The sequence below is a fragment of the Streptomyces sp. B3I8 genome (genome assembly GCF_030816915.1).
GTDB lineage: Bacteria > Actinomycetota > Actinomycetes > Streptomycetales > Streptomycetaceae > Streptomyces.
The window spans coordinates 1,267,546-1,284,303 of record NZ_JAUSYN010000002.1; the positions used below are offsets into that span (position 1 = coordinate 1,267,546).

At 71.8% G+C, this 16,758-nt stretch carries 16 protein-coding genes; 9 read left to right on the forward strand and 7 right to left on the reverse strand.

Annotated elements, in window-relative coordinates; genetic code table 11:
* Positions 1-36: 36 nt before the first annotated feature.
* From QFZ64_RS07925 to QFZ64_RS07945, 5 genes are all read left to right on the forward strand, one after another.
* Positions 37-585 (forward strand): NUDIX hydrolase, encoded by a 549-nt coding sequence (locus QFZ64_RS07925; protein WP_307063753.1) that lies wholly within the window; start codon positions 37-39, stop codon positions 583-585.
* A 64-nt stretch (positions 586-649) separates the two neighbouring features.
* Positions 650-1,042: a YidH family protein gene (locus QFZ64_RS07930; protein ID WP_307063755.1), complete on the forward strand. Its 393-nt coding sequence runs from the start codon at positions 650-652 to the stop codon at positions 1,040-1,042.
* Positions 1,043-1,158: 116 nt separating this feature from the next.
* Positions 1,159-1,473, forward strand: coding sequence for a DUF202 domain-containing protein (locus QFZ64_RS07935; protein ID WP_307063756.1), 315 nt, complete (start codon positions 1,159-1,161; stop codon positions 1,471-1,473).
* Between the two features lie 257 nt (positions 1,474-1,730).
* Entirely contained in the window at positions 1,731-2,774 is a 1,044-nt protein-coding gene (locus QFZ64_RS07940; RefSeq protein ID WP_307063759.1) for a phosphotransferase family protein, read from the forward strand.
* Positions 2,775-2,780: 6 nt separating this feature from the next.
* Positions 2,781-3,995, forward strand: a complete 1,215-nt coding sequence (locus QFZ64_RS07945) for an acyl-CoA dehydrogenase family protein (RefSeq protein WP_307063760.1) — start codon at positions 2,781-2,783, stop codon at positions 3,993-3,995.
* A gap of 200 nt (positions 3,996-4,195) precedes the next feature.
* Here QFZ64_RS07945 and QFZ64_RS07950 read toward each other — a convergent pair whose 3' ends face one another.
* Genes QFZ64_RS07950 through QFZ64_RS07960 form a run of 3 tightly spaced genes read right to left on the reverse strand, consistent with a single transcriptional unit; the run spans position 4,196 to position 7,277 of the window.
* Complete coding sequence (locus QFZ64_RS07950) at positions 4,196-4,789, reverse strand: TetR/AcrR family transcriptional regulator (RefSeq protein ID WP_307063762.1); 594 nt, start codon at positions 4,787-4,789, stop codon at positions 4,196-4,198.
* A 35-nt stretch (positions 4,790-4,824) separates the two neighbouring features.
* Positions 4,825-6,516, reverse strand: a complete 1,692-nt coding sequence (locus QFZ64_RS07955; protein WP_307063764.1) for a class I adenylate-forming enzyme family protein — start codon at positions 6,514-6,516, stop codon at positions 4,825-4,827.
* On the reverse strand, positions 6,513-7,277 hold the full coding sequence (locus QFZ64_RS07960) for an SDR family oxidoreductase (RefSeq protein ID WP_307063766.1): 765 nt from the start codon (positions 7,275-7,277) through the stop codon (positions 6,513-6,515). The genes QFZ64_RS07955 and QFZ64_RS07960 overlap by 4 nt, the downstream gene beginning before the upstream one ends.
* A 270-nt stretch (positions 7,278-7,547) precedes the next feature.
* Here QFZ64_RS07960 and QFZ64_RS07965 point away from each other — a divergent pair, with 270 nt between their 5' ends.
* Positions 7,548-8,666: a hypothetical protein gene (locus tag QFZ64_RS07965; RefSeq protein WP_307063768.1), complete on the forward strand. Its 1,119-nt coding sequence runs from the start codon at positions 7,548-7,550 to the stop codon at positions 8,664-8,666.
* A 105-nt stretch (positions 8,667-8,771) separates the two neighbouring features.
* Here the strand turns inward: QFZ64_RS07965 and QFZ64_RS07970 are convergent, their stop codons facing one another.
* Positions 8,772-11,591, reverse strand: coding sequence for a penicillin acylase family protein (locus tag QFZ64_RS07970; protein ID WP_307063769.1), 2,820 nt, complete (start codon positions 11,589-11,591; stop codon positions 8,772-8,774).
* A gap of 245 nt (positions 11,592-11,836) precedes the next feature.
* Here QFZ64_RS07970 and QFZ64_RS07975 point away from each other — a divergent pair, with 245 nt between their 5' ends.
* Together QFZ64_RS07975 and QFZ64_RS07980 are read left to right on the forward strand one after the other, a co-directional pair.
* Entirely contained in the window at positions 11,837-12,442 is a 606-nt protein-coding gene (locus tag QFZ64_RS07975) for a hypothetical protein (protein WP_307063772.1), read from the forward strand.
* A 287-nt stretch (positions 12,443-12,729) separates the two neighbouring features.
* Positions 12,730-13,191, forward strand: coding sequence for a MaoC family dehydratase (locus QFZ64_RS07980; RefSeq protein WP_307063774.1), 462 nt, complete (start codon positions 12,730-12,732; stop codon positions 13,189-13,191).
* Positions 13,192-13,231: 40 nt separating this feature from the next.
* Here the strand turns inward: QFZ64_RS07980 and QFZ64_RS07985 are convergent, their stop codons facing one another.
* Both QFZ64_RS07985 and QFZ64_RS07990 read right to left on the reverse strand, forming a co-directional pair.
* On the reverse strand, positions 13,232-13,855 hold the full coding sequence (locus QFZ64_RS07985) for a TetR/AcrR family transcriptional regulator (protein WP_307063777.1): 624 nt from the start codon (positions 13,853-13,855) through the stop codon (positions 13,232-13,234).
* 691 nt (positions 13,856-14,546) lie between these two features.
* A complete protein-coding gene (locus QFZ64_RS07990) occupies positions 14,547-15,293 on the reverse strand; it encodes an SDR family NAD(P)-dependent oxidoreductase (RefSeq protein WP_307063779.1) in 747 nt (248 codons plus the stop codon).
* Between the two features lie 187 nt (positions 15,294-15,480).
* Here QFZ64_RS07990 and QFZ64_RS07995 point away from each other — a divergent pair, with 187 nt between their 5' ends.
* On the forward strand, positions 15,481-16,395 hold the full coding sequence (locus QFZ64_RS07995; protein WP_307063781.1) for a LysR family transcriptional regulator: 915 nt from the start codon (positions 15,481-15,483) through the stop codon (positions 16,393-16,395).
* A 45-nt stretch (positions 16,396-16,440) separates the two neighbouring features.
* Here the strand turns inward: QFZ64_RS07995 and QFZ64_RS08000 are convergent, their stop codons facing one another.
* A complete protein-coding gene (locus QFZ64_RS08000; protein ID WP_307063783.1) occupies positions 16,441-16,728 on the reverse strand; it encodes a YiaA/YiaB family inner membrane protein in 288 nt (95 codons plus the stop codon).
* Between the last annotated feature and the right edge of the window lie 30 nt (positions 16,729-16,758).

Genomic DNA, 16,758 nt, shown 5'->3' on the forward strand with positions numbered 1-16,758 from the left:
TGAAGGGCACGGGGAAACCGGTGTTGGATGGACCTCATGAGCCCCTCGGACGAACCCCACATCCCCGATCCCGCCGACGAGATCCTCGACGTCGTCGACGTCGACGACCGTGTCGTCGGGCAGGCGCGCCGCGGCGAGGCGTACGCGCGGGGCCTGCGGCACCGCTGTGTCTTCGTCCTGGCCCGCGACGCGGCGGGCCGGATCTTCGTGCACCGCAGGACACCGACGAAGCTCGTCTTCCCCTCCTTCTACGACATGTTCGTCGGCGGTGTGGTCGGCGCCGGCGAGTCCTACGACGACGCGGCGCTGCGGGAGGCGGAGGAGGAGCTGGGGGTGTCCGGACTGCCGCGCCCCGAGCCGCTGTTCCGGTTCCTGTACGAGGACCCGGCGACGGGGCGGAGCTGGTGGTCGGCGGTGTACGAGGTGCGGTGCGTGCTGCCGGTGCGACCGCAGGTGGAGGAGGTCGCGTGGCACGACTTCCTCACCGACGAGGAACTGGCCGTCCGTCTCGCCGAAGGGGAGTGGGTGCCGGACGGACTGGCGGCGTGGCGGCGGCTGCGGAGCCGGCGGGGCGGGACGGGGTGAGGGCCGGCGGCTGCCGGGGCGGTCGGACGGCACGGGGTGACGACCGGCGGATAGGGTCCCGTACGTGAGTGATCTGGTGCGGAACGTCCGGTCGTGGTTCGTGCCGGAGGAGGTGCGCGGGGAGGGGAGTACGCCCGACTACCGTTTCTCGCTGGCCAATGAGCGAACCTTCCTCGCCTGGCTGCGGACCGCTCTCGCCCTGATCGGCGGAGGGTTCGCCGTGGACCAGTTCCTGCCGGACCTGGGCCGGGCCTGGCGGGTCGGGCTGGCGCTCGCCCTGCTCGCCGCCGGTGTGCTGTGCGCGCTGCGGGCCGTCGACCACTGGGTGCGGTGCGAGCGGGCGATGCGGCGGGGCGAGGACCTGCCGGTGTCGCGGTTCCCCGCGCTGCTCGGCGTCCTGATCGCCGCGGTCGCCGTGGTCATGGTCGTCGTCGTGCTGCTCGGCCGGGAAGGATGACCGGGCCGGTGGGGCGAAACCCTGCGGAACCGAACCCGGAGCAGCCGAACCCGACGGAGCCGAGTCCGACGGAGGGAAGCCCGGCAGAGGGAAGCCCGGCGGGGCGGGGCCCCGCGGTGCGGCCGGGGCGCGACCCCGGGTTGCAGCCCGAGCGCACCCGGCTGGCGTGGCGGCGCACCACGCTGTCGTGCACCGTCGCTGCCGCGCTGGCCGTCAGGACCGCGCTGCACCGCGGTTCCGTGACCGGCTACGCCGTCGGCCTGCTCGCCTGTGTCCCGTGCCTGGCCTTCCTCGCCCTGGCGCAGCTGCGCATCCGTGCCCTGGCCTCGGCGCCCGTCTCCGGTCCTCGGCCGCTGCCCGCCCGGCTCGCCGCGCTCGCCGCGCTCGGTACGGTGGCCCTCGCGGCGTGCGCGGCCGTCCTGGTGGTGTGAGCCGCCGACGGGATCCCGCACGCGACGGCGGAGGCCCCGGTGCGCGGCAGCGCGGTCCCGCACCGGATGACAGGACCTTCCCCCGTGCGGAACACGGGCAGGTCCGGACCGGTGCTCTGGGACTTCGCGGGCACCCGCGTGCGACCGTGGTTCCCGTCACGTCGACCGTCACCCCGGCGTCGCCCACTGGACGACATACCGACCGGTCGGCATCATGAGCGGGTCACCGTTTCCCGGTTTCCGGCGTAGGAGCAATGATGAGTCCAGACCATCCGCCAGGCCTCGATCCCGACCGGCTGCGCGAGCTGCTCGACCGCGAGCGGCCCGGACTCGTGCACGGTCCCCTGACCGGCCGGCTGATCGAGGGCGGACGGTCCAACCTGACGTACGCGGTCTTCGACGACACCACGAAGTGGGTCGTACGGCGGCCCCCGCTGGGCCATGTCCTGGCCACCGCGCACGACATGCGGCGCGAGCACCGGGTGATCAGCGCGCTGCACCCGACGGCCGTACCCGTTCCGCGCCCCGTCCTGCTGTGCGAGGACCCCGGGAACGAGGCGGCGCCCGGAGCGCCGTTCTACGTCATGGAGTTCGTCGAGGGCACCCCGTACCGGACCGCCGACCAGCTCGTCCCGCTCGGCCCGGAGCGGACCCGGGCGGCGCTGCTGGGGCTGGTCGACACGCTGGTCGAGCTGCACGCCGTGGACCCGGCGGCGGTCGGGCTCGCGGACTTCGGCCGGCCCGAGGGCTTCCTCGACCGGCAGCTACGGCGCTGGGGCAAGCAGCTCGACGCCTCCCGCAACCGCGACCTGCCCGGCATCGACGAACTGCACGCCGCGCTCGGCCGCCGACTGCCGCACTCCCCCGCGCCCGCCGTCGTGCACGGCGACTACCGGCTGGACAACGTCCTGCTCGGCGACGACGACCGGATCACCGCCATCCTGGACTGGGAGATGTCCACGCTGGGCGACCCGCTCACCGACCTTGGTCTGCTGGCCATGTACAGCGTGCCGCTCGAGCTGCCCGACTCCCCCGTCTCCACCACGGCCACGGCCCCCGGGCACCCGTCCCCGGCCGAGCTGGTCGAGCGGTACGCCGCGCGCTCGGGGCGCGACGTCGCGGCCGTCTCCTGGTACACGGCCTTCGCCTGGTTCAAGCTCGCCGTGATCCTGGAGGGCATCCACTACCGGTACACACTCGGCCAGACGGTCGGCGCCGGCTTCGACCGGATCGGCGACCTCGTCCCGGTCTTCATCGAGCACGGCCTGACCGCCCTGAAGCACGGTCCCGAGGAGGACTGAACCGTCATGGACTTCGCGTTCGACGCAACGACCGAGGAGCTGCGCGCCAGGCTCCTGACCTTCATGGACGAGCACGTGTACCCGGCCGAGGCGGTGGCCGAGGAGCAGCGGGCCCGGCTCGCCTCGCCGTGGGACACCCCGGCGGTGGTCGAGGAGCTCAAGGCGGAGGCCCGCCGGCAGGGCCTGTGGAACCTCTTCCTGCCCGACGCCGAGTACGGCGCCGGCCTCACCAACCTCCAGTACGCGCCCCTCGCCGAGATCACCGGCCGCTCCCCGCACCTCGCGCCGACCGCGCTGAACTGCGCGGCGCCGGACACCGGCAACATGGAGGTGCTGGCCCAGTTCGGCGACGAGCGGCAGAGGAAGCAGTGGCTGGAGCCACTGCTGGCCGGTGAGATCCGCTCGGCGTTCGCGATGACCGAGCCGGAGGTGGCGTCGTCGGACGCCACGAACGTCGAGACCCGGATCGACCGCGAGGGCGACCAGTACGTCATCACCGGGCGCAAGTGGTACATCTCCGGGGCGATGAACCCCGACTGCAAGATCTTCATCGTGATGGGCAAGACCGATCCGGACGGCGCCGACGTGCGCCGGCAGCAGTCCATGGTGCTCGTGCCGCGGGACACCCCCGGGGTGACGGTGAAGCGTGCGATGCGGGTCTTCGGCTACGAGGACCACTCCCACGGCGGGCACGCGGAGGTCCTCTTCGACCACGTGCGGGTGCCGGTGTCGAGCCTGGTCGGCGAGGAGGGCGGCGGGTTCGCCATCGCGCAGGCGCGGCTGGGGCCGGGGCGGATCCACCACTGCATGCGGCTGATCGGCATGGCCGAGCGGGCGATCGAGCTGATGTGCCGGCGGGCGGTGTCCCGGACGGCGTTCGGCAAGGCGCTGGCGCAGCAGGGCGTGGTGCAGAACTGGATCGCGGACGCGCGGGTGGCGGTGGAGCAGTCGCGGCTGCTGGTGCTGAAGACCGCGTGGCTGATGGACACGGTGGGGAACCGGGGAGCGCACACGGAGATCCAGGCCATCAAGATCGCGACGCCGCGGACGGTCGTCGACATCCTCGACCGGGCGATCCAGCTCCACGGGGCGGGGGGTGTCAGCCAGGACTTCCCGCTGGCGGAGCTGTACGCGTCCGCCCGCACGTTGATGCTCGCGGACGGGCCCGACGAGGTGCACCAACGGTCGCTGGCGCGGCGGGAGTTGAAGCGGTACGTGTAGCCGGCGGCTCGCTGCCGTGAAGGGTGCCCGGGGTGGGGGCAGGGGTGCGCCGGATGGTGCGGCGGGGGTTTTCCCGCCCCCGCCGCCCTTGCCCTTGCTGTCCCTTCAAGGAGCGCTGCCCCCTGGACCCCGAACGTGCGGGCACGTCGTGGCTGATCACGGCCGCCCGACCGGCGCGTATCCCCGAACTGCGCGTCGTCCTAGGGCCGCAGTGCGCGCAGGAGCAGGTCGGCCAGGTGGTCGGCGACTTCCTGGGGGCCCAGCGGGCCCCCGGGCCGGTACCACGTCGACAGGTGGTGGACGGAGCCGAAGTGGTAGTCCACGACCAGGTCCGCCGGTGTCGCCGTGGAGAAGACGCCCGTCCGCTGTCCCTCCTCGATCAGCGCCCGGAAGCGCTCGTGGTAGCGGCGGCGCTCCGCCCGTACCTGCTTGTTCTTCTCCGGGCTGAGGTGGTGCATCGAGCGGAAGAAGATCGACGCGTCGTCGAGGTTCTCGATCGTCGTGACGACGACGTCCGCCGCCGCGCCCCGCAGCCGCTTCTCCACCGGCTCGTCGGCGTCCGCGAACGCGTCCAGGCGTTCCTGCTGGACGCGCAGCACCCGCGCGTACACCTCGTGCAGGAGATCGTCCTTGGAGCCGAAGTAGTGGTAGAGCGCGCCCTTGGTGACGCCCGCCGCCTCGACGATCTCCTGCACGGACGTGCGGTCGTAGCCCTGCTCGGCGAAGAGCCGGGTGGCGGCGGCGAGCAGCCGCTGCGGGACGGGGGTGCCGTCTCCGTCCGTGGTTCTGGGCACTGCCGCCACCTGCCTTTCCTCGTTGCTGCCTACGATCACGTCTGCGAGGGCTCAACGGTTCCCGCGCCGGTTCGGGAACGCAGTTCCCGGCGCAGAATCTTCCCACTCGCCGTCTTGGGCAGCTCGGGCAGGATCTCCACCTGCCGCGGGTACTTGTAGGCCGCCAGCCTCTCCTTGCAGTACGCGGCCAGTTCCTCGGGGGCGGTCTCCGCTCCCGGGCGCAGGCTGATGTACGCCCGCACGGTCTCCCCCCGGTAGCCGTCCGGCACCCCGACGACAGCGGCCTCGCGCACCGCCGGGTGCGTGTAGAGGACGTCCTCGACCTCGCGCGGCCAGACCTTGAAGCCGGAGGCGTTGATCATGTCCTTCTTGCGGTCGACGACGTAGAGCCAGCCGGCCTCGTCCATGAAACCGATGTCGCCGGTGCGCAGTTCGCCGCCGGGGAAGGTCTCGGCGGTGGCGTCGGGGCGGCGCCAGTAGCCGGGGACGACCTGCGGGCCGCGTACGACGATCTCGCCCTGTGCGCCGAAGGGCACCTCCTCGCCCGCGTCGTCCACGATGCGCACGACGGTGTCCGGGCCGGGCACGCCCACCGCGAGGGTCCCGGAGGCGGGGTCGACGGGGGCCTCGCGCTGCGGGGGCACGGAGGCGCAGGGAGCGGTGCACTCGGTGAGCCCGTAGCCGTTGTGGATGTACGGCCCGAAACCGGCGCGGAACTTCTCCACCAGGGCGGGCGGCAGCGGGGCGCCGCCGGAGGAGATCGTGCGGAAGGAGGAGAAGTGGTCGCGGGTGACGGCGGGGTGGGCGGCGAGCGCCATGAACGCGGTGGAGGGGCCGACGGTGTAGAGGGGCCGGTGCTCGGCGAACGCGTCGAGGACGACGCCGGCCTCGAAGCGGTAGGCGAGCACGAGGGTGCCAGCGCTGTCGAGGCAGGCGACGAGCTGGCAGACCATGCCGGTGATGTGGAACAGCGGCGCCATCGCGAAGTAGACGGGGGCGTCGGGCAGTTCGAGTCCGGTGCGCTGCCGCTCGGCGTTGAACATGATGTTGCCGTGCGTGTTGGTGGCGCCCTTGGGGGTGCCGCTGGTGCCGGAGGTGTAGCTGATGAGGGCGATGTCGGCGGCGCCGAGGGTGCGGCCCTCGGGGGCCTTGTTCCCCTGCCGGGCGACGGCGGTGAGGTCGTCGGCGTCGGACGCCTGCGGAAGCCGCTCGAAGGTGAGCACGCGGGGGTCGTTCCGCGTCTGGAAGTCCCGCTCGCAGGCGGTGAGCACGATCCGTACGGAGGTGCCGGCCGCCGTCCCCCGCAGGTACTGCTCCCAGGCGCGGTCGGCACAGACCAGGGCGGTGACCTCGGCGTCGTGCAGGACGTGGGTGACCTCGCCCGACTTGTACATCGGGTTGACGGGGACGACGGTCGCACCTGCCTTCCACGCGCCCAGCAGGGCGATGACGAAGTGCGGGGAGTTCTGCAGCAGGATCGCCACGCGGTCGCCGCGCTTCAGGCCGCGGGCGGCGAGGTGCCCGGCGACGGAGTCGCTCAGCTCGGCGAGTTCGCGGTAGGTGACCCGCCCGTCGAAGTAGGCGATTGCGGTGCGGTCCGGGTGGGCGGCGACCGTCTCCCGCAGGGCGTGCGGCAGCGTGTCCGGCGGGCTGAGCGGGGCCCGCTGGGCCTCGGTGAGCAGGGCGAGCCAGGGCTTGGCGGCGTAGCGGGAGGCGGGGGCGGTCACGCGTCGGCCTCCCACTTCTGCTGGAGGTGGTTCATGTTTGTCATCCATCGGTCGGGGTCGGCGGCCCGCGCCTGGTAGTAGGCGGCGACCTCGGGGTGCGGCAGGATCAGGAAGCGGTCCTCGGCGATGCCCGCGAACAGCGCGTCGGCGACGGCCTCCGGTTCGATGGCGGTGGGCGCGAGCACGAGTTCGCCGGCGCTGCCGGCCGCGGTGAGCATGTCGGTGCGGACGCCCTGCGGGCAGATGGCGTGCACCTTGATCCCGCGGTGGCGGTAGGTGAGCGACAGCCACTCGGCGAAGGCGTACGCGCCGTGCTTGGTGACGCTGTAGGGGGCGGCGCCGATCATGGTGAGGAGCCCGGCCGCCGAGACGGTCGACACGAAACGCCCGCTGCCGCGCTCCAGCCAGCCGGGGATCAGCGCGTGGGCGGCGCGGACGTGCGCCATGACGTTGACGTCCCAGGCGCTCGCCCACACCTCCTCGGGAGCGGCCTCGGTGCCGCCGCTGCCGAGGCCGGCGTTGGCGCAGTAGATGTCGACGGTGCCGCCGAGGGCGTCGCGCGCGTCCGCCACGACCGCGGAGGCGTCACCGGGAACGGCGATCCCACCGATCTCCTCGGCGACGGCGCGCGCCCGGCCGGCGTCCAGGTCGTTGACCACGACCCGGGCCCCCTCGGCGGCGAACCGCCGGGCCAGCGCGGCCCCGATCCCGCCCCCGGCTCCGGTGACGACCACTCCCGCATCCTGCACGGCTTCCACCATCGCTCTCCTTCGACACGACGAGACGACGAGCAGCCCGACTTCGGCTTCACCTCGCAGACTAACCGGTCGGTATGTGGCGGGAAAGGGGGGTGCGGGGGTGCCTTCACTCTTCGGGCACATGCTCCCGCCGTCACGCGAACGACAGCGGCCACGTGAGGTGACCGCTACAACCCTCCGCCGTCCACACGAGTCTGGCCGTGTGGCCCAATGGCCCCGGGGGCGCGCACGCCGCCCGGGAAGAGTTTTCCTACCGCGAAGGAACGCCCGCTGATGCCTGCCCTGCGTTTACTGCGTACCGCGGCCGCAACTCTGGCCTTCGCCTCCACCCTGCTCACGGCCGGAGGAGCAAACGCCAACGGCACGATGAACGGCTGGGAGATCTCGCTGTCCGGGCAGAGCCCGGCCGAGTCCCTCATGTCCGTCTCCACCGTGAACGCCGATCTCGCCTGGGCGGCCGGAAGAACGGCGGGTCACGGCGTCATCATGCGCTGGGACGGTGAGACGTGGAGCGAGGACACCGCTCCGGGTCTCCCCGACGTCTGGGAGTGGTCGTCGGTCAGCGCGGTGTCCGCCGACGACGTCTGGGCCTACGGGACCGTGGAGCGCGATCAGGCGCTCGTGCACTACGACGGCCGACGCTGGACCAGCGTGCCGACCACGGGCCCCACCGACGACTCCTGGCCCGAGGTGCCCGTGGCGGCCGTTCCCGGCCGACTCTTCAAGGGTGGTAAGGCGCTCTACACCTACTCCGACGGTGAGTGGGCGACCTTCGCGCTGCCCGCCATGACCCACATCCGGGACATCGAGGCCCTCTCCGCGGACGATGCCTACGCCACCGGTATGCAGTACCCGGTGGACGGCGGCCACCCAGTGACCTACCACTGGGACGGCACCACCTGGACGCTGCTGGACGAAGCCCCTGTACCCGCTGGCACGGACACCGCCGAGATCGCCGTCGAGTCCCCGGACAGTGTCTACGTGGCCGGATGGGCACAGCCTGACGTCGACCCGCCGGTACCGAGCGTCGTCCACTGGAACGGCAGCAGTTGGAAGGACGTCACCGGGGCACTCGCCGACCTCTACCTCGACGCGATCGTTCCTGACGGCCGGGGCGGGCTGTGGGCCACTGGCACCGACAAGGCCGCTCCCGCCTTCTCCGATCCCGTCTTCTGGCATTTCGACGGCACGACCTGGACCAGGGAAGACGGAACGACGGCCTCCGACGGCGAGACCCGTTGGCCGTCCTACAGCTTCTACGATCTGGCACCGGTCGACGACGGATCAGGCGCCTTCTGGGCCGTCGGCGACTACCAGGCACCCATGGACGAGCATGGAGACCAGGCGGTCCACGGACTGATCGAGCGGTCCACGATTCCGGCCACCGGCTGAAACGCGGGCCGACCGACCGCTCGGCACCGCTGCGGGCATCGAGCGGGCCGCGCGCCTGGCCCTGCGGGGCCCCGCACCGGAAGCGGCCGGTGCGGGGCCGGTCCGTCAGCGGTGGGACGTGTACTCCACCACCTGCTGGTAGGTGGGGCGGTTCTGCCAGCTGATGTTGCCGTGCTTGATGCCGCCCAGCGGGCGCTGGAAGATCGAGTCGGCGCACCACTGGTCGCCGGCCGAGCAGAGGTCGTCGCCCGGGTAGACCTGGGACGCCGACATGCCCGCCGCCTGCTTGAGGGTGTCGAGCAGTGCGGTGCGGCAGGCGGTCAGGCCGCCGTCGCCGCAGTACGTGTGTGCCAGCGGGCCCTGGACCTGCTCCCCCAGCACCGCCCGCATGTCCTTGTCCACGTAGCTCCACCAGCCGTACTGGTAGGAGCTGCCGGCGTGTGCGCCGGTCGGGCCGTGGGCGGCCGACGGGGACTCGTCGATCGGGAGGTTGGCGGTCATGGCGGTGTACAGGCCGTCGCCGAGCCCCGGCGCGAACTCCGCCTTCACCAGGAGCGGCCACCAGGCGTCCAGGATGCGGATCGCGTCGGCGTTCGCGTACGCCTTCGAACCGGCCGACGTCTGTGTGCGCTTGGCGCCCGCCGAGACCCACGCCGACAGTTTGCCCACCGCTGCCGCCGTCGTGGAGTCCGTCACCGTCGAGCTGTTGACGACCCGCAGCAGCTTCGGCAGGACGTCCTCGGCGCGCAGGTCGGTCAGGGACGCGTCCGCCATCGCCTTGACCAGCGCCGAGCGGGTCACCCCGCCGGCGGCGACGAGCTTCTTCACCCGGTCCTCCAGCAGGTTGCCCCGGTGCACCGAGCCCTCGCCCCAGGGCGCGGCGGCGTAGTCCTTCGCCTGCTTGTTGTTCCAGGAGATGTAGTAGTCCTGGTCGACGGAGTTCGGGTGGGCCGAAGCGGGGGTGTACGACGCCGTGTTGGTCGCGGGGTTCCAGCCGCTCCACTCGTACGGCTGCCGCGCCCAGACCGGGAACTCGGCGTCGACGCCGCTCGCCCGGACCGGGTTGTCGCCGCTGTTGTAGTACGCGGTGTGCGCGGAGTCGGCGTAGAACCAGTTGAAGGTGAAGTTGATGTGCTGTGCGGCCTTCTGGAAGTCCGCGGGGCCCTTGACGTAGTCGGGGTCGTTGAGCATCTGGAAGCCGATGATCGAGTCGGCCTCGTGGAGGTAGGAGGAGCGCAGCGTGGTGTACGCGACCTTCTTGCCGCCGACGGTCGCCCGGTACTCGACGGGACCGTACTTCGTGCGCCACACCCGCATCGTGTAGGAACCGGCGGCCGTCGAGTCGGCCACGGTCGGCTTCCAGGCGTTGGCCTGCTCGACCTCGTCCATGGCCGTGCAGGTGCCGTGGAACAGGTAGTGGTGGTCGTCCTGGCACAGTTCGACCGCGTAGGTGTCGATGATGTCCTGGCCGGACGTCGTCGCACTCCACGAGTAGTCCTGGCCGCGCCCGAGTTCGACGTACATGCTCAGGCCCGCGAACGAGGCGCCGCGCGCGCTGATGCCGGGGCCCTGGATCTCCTGGAGCATGAGGAGCTGGGGGGCGAAGTAGCCGGTCTGCGGGCCGAAGACGGCGACGGGGTGGCCGCTCGCGGTGTGCCTGCCGCTGACGACGAGGGCGTTGGACATGCCGCGCCTCGCCGAACTGAGCGCGGTGCCGGACGCCGTGCCCGAGGTGCGCTTCGCGCTCGCCGTGGCGGCGCTGCCGGTGCGGTCGTACACCAGGGGTTCCTGGGCGACTGTTCCGGCGTCGGGCAGCGCCTCGCCCAGCGGGTCGCCGGGCTTGCCGGCGTAGGGGAAGGACTCGCCGTCGTGGACGCTGAGGACCGCCTCGGGGTCGTTGCGCTCCCGGAAGGATTCCCACACCTTGGTGCCCTCGGCCACGCCGTACCGGGACTGCGCGGCGAGGAGGGAGAGCGCGTTGTTGACCTCGCCGCCGCCGCCCGAGCCGAACAGCGTGCCGACGACGGAGGCGAGCGCGACCATGTCGGTCACCTTGAAGTGGTCGATGGTGCCGGCGTTGGTGATCGAGTCCTTGTGGCCGGTGAGGACGTACTCGCCGGGGAAGTAACGGCCGCTGTCGGAGGCGTCGATGTAGGCGTTGATGCCCGCGAGGTAGGCGTTCACGTCGTCGAGAGCCTGCTTGCCCCGGTCCCCGGCGGAGGCGACCGCGCTGTCGATCTGCGCCTGGAGGTCCGCCTCGGTGTACGGGGCGTTGCGCCAGAACTCCTGCTCCAGGCCCTGGTTGGACGGGGCGCCGCCGGCGAAGCCGGTCAACTGGCCCCGGCCGACGTGCCGGAAGACGTCCATCAGCCACAGCCGGTCCTGGGCGGCGGCATAGCCGGCGCCGTACTCGGTGCCGTAGCGCGTGGTGCCGGTGATGTGCGGCACGCCCGTCTTCTTGTCCCGGACGATGGTCACATCCGTGCGGCCGCCCGGTTTGGTGGTGGAGGCCACCTGGTCCGAAGGAACGCCGAACGACGCGTCGTTGAAGAAGGTGTTGATCTTCGCGTCGGTGAGCGCGGAGTAGCCGGTGGCCAGGTCGGCGTAGGGGCCGAGCTGGTCCTCCGCGTGGTCGGGCTGGGTGCCGAACACCTGGTTGAGCAGGACTTGGGCGAGGGTGGCGTTGCCGTTCTCGCCCGGCGGGAGGATGTCGGAGCACTGGCCGCCGCATCGGTCGCCGGCGCTCGCCGCCGAGGTCCGCGCGCCCGCCGGAGCCCCGTCCGCGGCCACGGCCGTGGAAAGCGGGGACAAAAGTCCGGCAATGAGCACGCATACGGATGCGGTCTTCAGGAACCCGGGGATTCCGCGGGGAGTTCTCAGTCTGTCCAGGAAGGTACGGGGGGTGCGCCGTGTCGTGGCCGTCATGGCAGGTCCTCCGGAGCTGAGGTGGGGCCGGATGTTACCGCCGGTACACCCGCGATTGAACATGAACAGGCGTCACTTTTGAAGCCGTTGGGGGCGGGCTCGTGGAGGTCGTCGGAAAAGAAGTCGGAAAGAGGAGGGAGCCGGACGGAGCCGAATCGCGTGTCGATACGTCTATTCGACGACGTCCGTACGACGACGCCGAAGTGACCGAAGTACAGGTGCAGGTGTGACGGAGGTGCAGGACGATGGCGGGTTTCCGGAGTCTGGCGAGACAGGTGAGGGATCCGAGGTGCGATCTGGCGCTGCGGCGCTACTCGCTGCGCAAGTGCCTTGAGCGGTTCGCCCCGTACGGGCACCGGGCGACCTGGGACCACCTGTGCTCCCGCGCCGGCTTCGGCCCCGAGGACCGCTCCCCCGACCCGGCGCGGCTCGTGGCCGCACTGGAGGAACTGGAGGAGGCCCGCTCCGTGTGGCTCGCCTACGAGGTGGAGTTCGCCGAGCGCCGCAGGAAGGAGAAGCACGACGGGCTGCGCAGGCCGGGCAGTGTGGACGACTGGCACCGGCTGACCTGGGGCGGCTTCGGAGTGGCGTGGTGCGACGATCCTCGGGTCCACCCCCGTGGCCCGATGGCCGAGGTGCTGCGCCGGCTGATCGCCGCGCTGGAGCGGGAACCGGGGGCGTGCTGCCCGGTGTGCGGCGGGGAGCGGCTGGTGTGGCGGTGGGACCTGGCGCACGAGCCGTCGTCGGGGCCGGTGTGCGGGGGCTGCGGCATCGTGGTGCCGCGGCCGGTGCTGACCGAGGAGGCGGTGCGGGAGGCCCGCCGGGAGCGGCGGTTGCTGCTGTCCGCGTGAACGGTGGGGGTGCGCCCTGCTCGTGGGCGCGCCCCCGGGCAAGGGGCTGGGCCCCTTGGACCCCTTGGGCGCCCTCCGGCCCGGGGGGTTCTTCGCTGTCGGGCGGGTGCGGGTGGGTCGCGGCTTGTCGCGCCCACGTGGCGGAGCCGCGGATCCCGCACAGCCCCGCGCCCCTTGAAGGGACGCGTCCGACGGCGCGCTGGTGCATGAGCTCGTTGACATCGGACCGTGGGCCGACCATGCTAAGCAGTCGCTTAGTCCGTGTGGTGTGATGTGGAGGTCGGGTCATGGCAGAGCCCAGGGTGTTCGCCGGCGTCGAGGAGCTGAAGGCGGCCGTCGGGGAGCAGTTGGGGTACAGCGACTGGGTGGAGGTCGGCCAGAAGCGGATCGACCTGTTCGCCGAGGCGACCGGCGACCACCAGTGGATCCACGTCGATCCGGAGAAGGCGGCCGCGGGCCCCTTCGGCACCACCATCGCGCACGGGTACCTGACCCTGTCGCTGCTGCCGCTCTTCGGGCCGCAACTGCTCGCCGTCGAGGGCGTCCGGATGGGCGTCAACTACGGGACGAACAAGGTGCGTTTCCCCTCCCCCGTACCCGTCGGCTCCCGGCTGCGGGCGACCGCGAGGATCACCGGCGCCGAGGACGTGCCCGGCGGCGTCCAGGTCACCGTCGCGTTCACCGTGGAGCGCGAGGGCGGCGAGAAGCCGGTGTGCGTCGCGGAGTCGGTGTCCCGGTACTACCTCTGACCGGTCTCGACGGCGCGCCCCGCGTCCGGCAGGCCCGGCGCTACTTCGCGCCCACCATCCGCAGTACGAGATCGGCGTAGAGCGCGCCGATCTCCTCGGGTGTGCGGGACCCCTCGACGTTGAACCAGCGGGCGACGTCGACGCACAGCGAGAGGACCGCGAGCGTGGTGCCGCGCACGTCGAGCACGTCGAACTCGCCGGACGCCGCCCCGTCCTCGATGATCCCGCGCACCTCGGCGTCCACCTGGCGACGCAGCGCGACGATCTCGGCGCGCGCCTCGGGGCCGAGCGCGTCCAGCTCGTACTGCACGACCCGCGCGGTGGTGCGCCGGCCGGCGTGCCACCGTACGAAGGAACTGACGGCGTCGGCGAGCCGCTCGGTGGCGCCGCCCTCGCCCCGGGCCGCCGTGCGCAGGATCTCCAGGACCTTCTCGTGGCCGATCCGGCTGATGCGCTGGAGCAGTTCTTCCTTGGTCCTGTAGTGGATGTAGAGCGCGGCCGGGCTCATGCCGGCGCGGCTCGCGATGTCACGGGTGGTCGTGGCGTGGTAGCCACGCTCGGCGAACGCGTCCACGGCTGCCACCAGCAGTCGCCGGGCCGCGTCCGGGGTGACCTCCACCCACGGTTCACTCTCGCCGCCGACCGTCTCCTGCGCCGTACTCATCGCTCGTGCCCCTCTCCACCGACAGGTGCACCACCATACCGCCGATACTGAGCGGGCGCTTAGCGTGCCCGTTCGGCGCCGGTCCTCAGGAGCGGAACCGGTTGCGCCGGAGCGCGTCCGGACGGTCATGGGCGAGGGAACGGCCGCGCTCCGCCGGCGCTCGGCGGAGTCGGTCCGTACGGAGGCGGTGCGGCGCGTCATGTCGCGGTCCCAGGGGCCCTCGCGGTCGACGAAGCCCTCCACGGCCCGGTAGCGGGGGTGGTCGAGCACGCGAGGCGGCGCGCGGAAGGAGGCGAGGCCCCGGCCGACGAGCACCGGACCGGCCTGCCCGACCGCCGTGCGCGGTACGGCGGGATACGCGGCCGTCGTCTCGACGCACGCGCCGAGCGGGCGGGCCGGCGCGGAACTCAGGTCCCACCGGCCGCCCGGCTCACGGGTGAGTCCGCCGCCCCCGGGCAGGGCGTCCGCCGCCTCGACCGGCGCGAAGGGCGGCGTTCAGCCGGTCGGCGGATATCGGCAGCCCGGGTCGTGCCGTTCCTGGACCGGATGGAGCGGCCCCGTCGTGGGGTGGAGCGGCACCCGGATCGGACCGGGGTTCTCGACCAGCTCGACGGGGTGGTCCGGCCCGGGGATCCGCTTCTCACGGGACCTCGACGCGCTCCTTCCCTCCGGGTTCCGCCGCGGCATCGCCTCAGACGGCGAGGCGCCCGCCGTCGGCCACGATCACCTGGCCGGTGACGAAGCTCGCACGGTCGCTCGCCACGAACGTGATGACGTCGGCGAGCTCCCTGGGCGTGGCGTTGCGCCTGGCCGGGTTGACCTGGGACCAGTCCTGGAACTGGTCGGCGCCGATGAAGTCCACGACGTTGTCGCTCGTCACGTTGCCGGGAGCCACCGCGTTGACGCGTATGCCGTACTGACCCCACTCCGCGGCCCAACTGCGGGCGAAGGACTCGACGGCCGCCTTCTGCGCCCCGTACGTGGACATGTGCGGCATGGCGATCGAGGCGGCGATGCTGCTGATGTTGATGATGTTGCCGCCGCCCCGCTCGATCATGCCCCGCACGAGCCGCGTGCTGAGGGCGAAGGTGGCACGCACATTGGTGTCCCACGTCTCCGCGTTCACCTCGACGTCCTGGTCGAGGGACGGCTTGATGCTCGCCCGGTAGCTCGCCGCGTTGTTGACCAGGACATCGATATCACCGGCCTCCTCGGCGAGCCGCTCGACGTCGGCGAGATCACTCAGATCAGCCAGGACGAACCGGGCCTTCCCGTGGTCGTCGATGATGTCCTGCACCACCTCGGCCCCGCGCTCGGCGTTGCGGCCACTGATCACCACGGACGCCCCCTCACGTGCGAAGGCGTGCGCCGTCGCGGCGCCGATGCCTCCGCGCGCACCCGCACCGGTGACGAGAACCTTCTTGCCCTCAAAACTCATTGTGTGCCCCTCGGAACAGCCAGTCTGATGCGCGTACCGAGCGGTCGGGATCTTCCCGGCCCCGGTGTCCGCGCCGGACATCGACCAAGCTAGGAGCGCGCTTCCATAGAAGCAAATAGTGGCAACGTATACTTCATATCGACAATGCCTATACCCGTCCCCACCTGCGCCGAAGGCGGACCGGAAGATGAATCTGCGCCAATACGAATACGCCCTGGCCGTCGCCGACGAGGGCTCCATGACAGCCGCGGCGGACCGCCTGCGGGTCACTCAGCCCTCGTTGTCGCAGCAGATCGCCGCCCTGGAGAAGAACCTCGGGGTGCGGCTGTTCACCCGTACCCCGAGCGGGGTGACGGTGACGGTGGCGGGGCGGGCCTTCCTCGCGGAGGCGAAGATCGCGACGACCGCGTCCCGGCGCGCCGTCACCGCCGCCCGCGCCGCCGACGGGGAACTGGCCGGCGAACTCGTCATGGCCGTCTACATGGGCCTGGGAGCACGTCAGTTGCCGGAGGTGCTGGGTCAACTGCGCAGCCGTTACCCGAAGTTGCAGGTGACCCTGTTCGAGGAGCCCGATCCGGCGGACATGGAACGCCTGGTCCGCGAGGGCACCCTCGACATGATCCTCGTGCACCACATCCCCGCCTGGTGCACTTTCGAGGCCCACCCCCTGGGCCAGGAGGCATACGTCGCCGTCCTGCCGAAGGGGCACCCGCTCCTCGAGGACGGCGGCGCCCTGCGCCTGGAGGACCTGGAGTCGGAGGGGTGGATCCGGTACCGGCGCGCCAGCCTGCTCGACGACTACCTCGCCCGTCTGCTCACCGACGCGCGCCTGAGCCCGCCCACCGTGGCCCGGGCGTCGCAGATCTCCACCGCGGTCCGGCTCGTGGCGCACGGCCTGGGCGTCACCGTCGTCCCGGCCTCGGCCATCCCCGAGGGTTTCGAGGAACTGGCCCGCCCGCTGCTGCCCTCCCTGACCGAGCCCGTCCTCGTCGGCGTACGGCGCAACCCGGGTGCGGCGGAGGCGGCCATGCTCGACCACCTCGGCCGGCAGAACTGGTGCGGTGCGGAACTGCTGCTCGGCCAGGGCGTGGCGGTGGGTTGAGCGGGCGCGTGCGACGGCCGCGCGGCACGGTCCGGGAACGGGCGGTCAGAGCTTCTCGAACGGGTCGTGCTCGGCGAGCAGTTTCTCCAGTCTCGCCTGGTCGACGCGGCTGACGATCTGCCCGGCCTCCTGCCGGTCGCGGATGACCTTGGCGAGGGTGAAGGCGGAGGTCACCAGGTACAGCACGGCGATGGCGAGGAAGGCGCGGACCCAGGCGTCGGCCTGGAGGTGGTAGATGCCGACGGCCGTGGCGATCAGCGCGATGGCGAAGGAGGCCGTGGCCTGCCCGTAGAAGGCGGCGGTGTTCTGCTGCTTGACCGGTGTGTCGCTCATGCGAACAGGATCGGCGGGCGTGGCCCGCGC

Coding starts and splice junctions, on each gene's coding strand:
- QFZ64_RS07925 (WP_307063753.1), top strand. CDS start 37: ATGAGCCCCTCGGACGAACCCCACATCCCCGATCCCGCCGACGAGATC.
- QFZ64_RS07940 (WP_307063759.1), top strand. CDS start 1,731: ATGAGTCCAGACCATCCGCCAGGCCTCGATCCCGACCGGCTGCGCGAG.
- QFZ64_RS07945 (WP_307063760.1), top strand. CDS start 2,781: ATGGACTTCGCGTTCGACGCAACGACCGAGGAGCTGCGCGCCAGGCTC.
- QFZ64_RS07960 (WP_307063766.1), bottom strand. CDS start 7,277: ATGGTGGAAGCCGTGCAGGATGCGGGAGTGGTCGTCACCGGAGCCGGG.
- QFZ64_RS07965 (WP_307063768.1), top strand. CDS start 7,548: ATGCCTGCCCTGCGTTTACTGCGTACCGCGGCCGCAACTCTGGCCTTC.
- QFZ64_RS07970 (WP_307063769.1), bottom strand. CDS start 11,591: ATGACGGCCACGACACGGCGCACCCCCCGTACCTTCCTGGACAGACTG.
- QFZ64_RS07975 (WP_307063772.1), top strand. CDS start 11,837: ATGGCGGGTTTCCGGAGTCTGGCGAGACAGGTGAGGGATCCGAGGTGC.
- QFZ64_RS07980 (WP_307063774.1), top strand. CDS start 12,730: ATGGCAGAGCCCAGGGTGTTCGCCGGCGTCGAGGAGCTGAAGGCGGCC.
- QFZ64_RS07985 (WP_307063777.1), bottom strand. CDS start 13,855: ATGAGTACGGCGCAGGAGACGGTCGGCGGCGAGAGTGAACCGTGGGTG.
- QFZ64_RS07990 (WP_307063779.1), bottom strand. CDS start 15,293: ATGAGTTTTGAGGGCAAGAAGGTTCTCGTCACCGGTGCGGGTGCGCGC.
- QFZ64_RS07995 (WP_307063781.1), top strand. CDS start 15,481: ATGAATCTGCGCCAATACGAATACGCCCTGGCCGTCGCCGACGAGGGC.
- QFZ64_RS08000 (WP_307063783.1), bottom strand. CDS start 16,728: ATGAGCGACACACCGGTCAAGCAGCAGAACACCGCCGCCTTCTACGGG.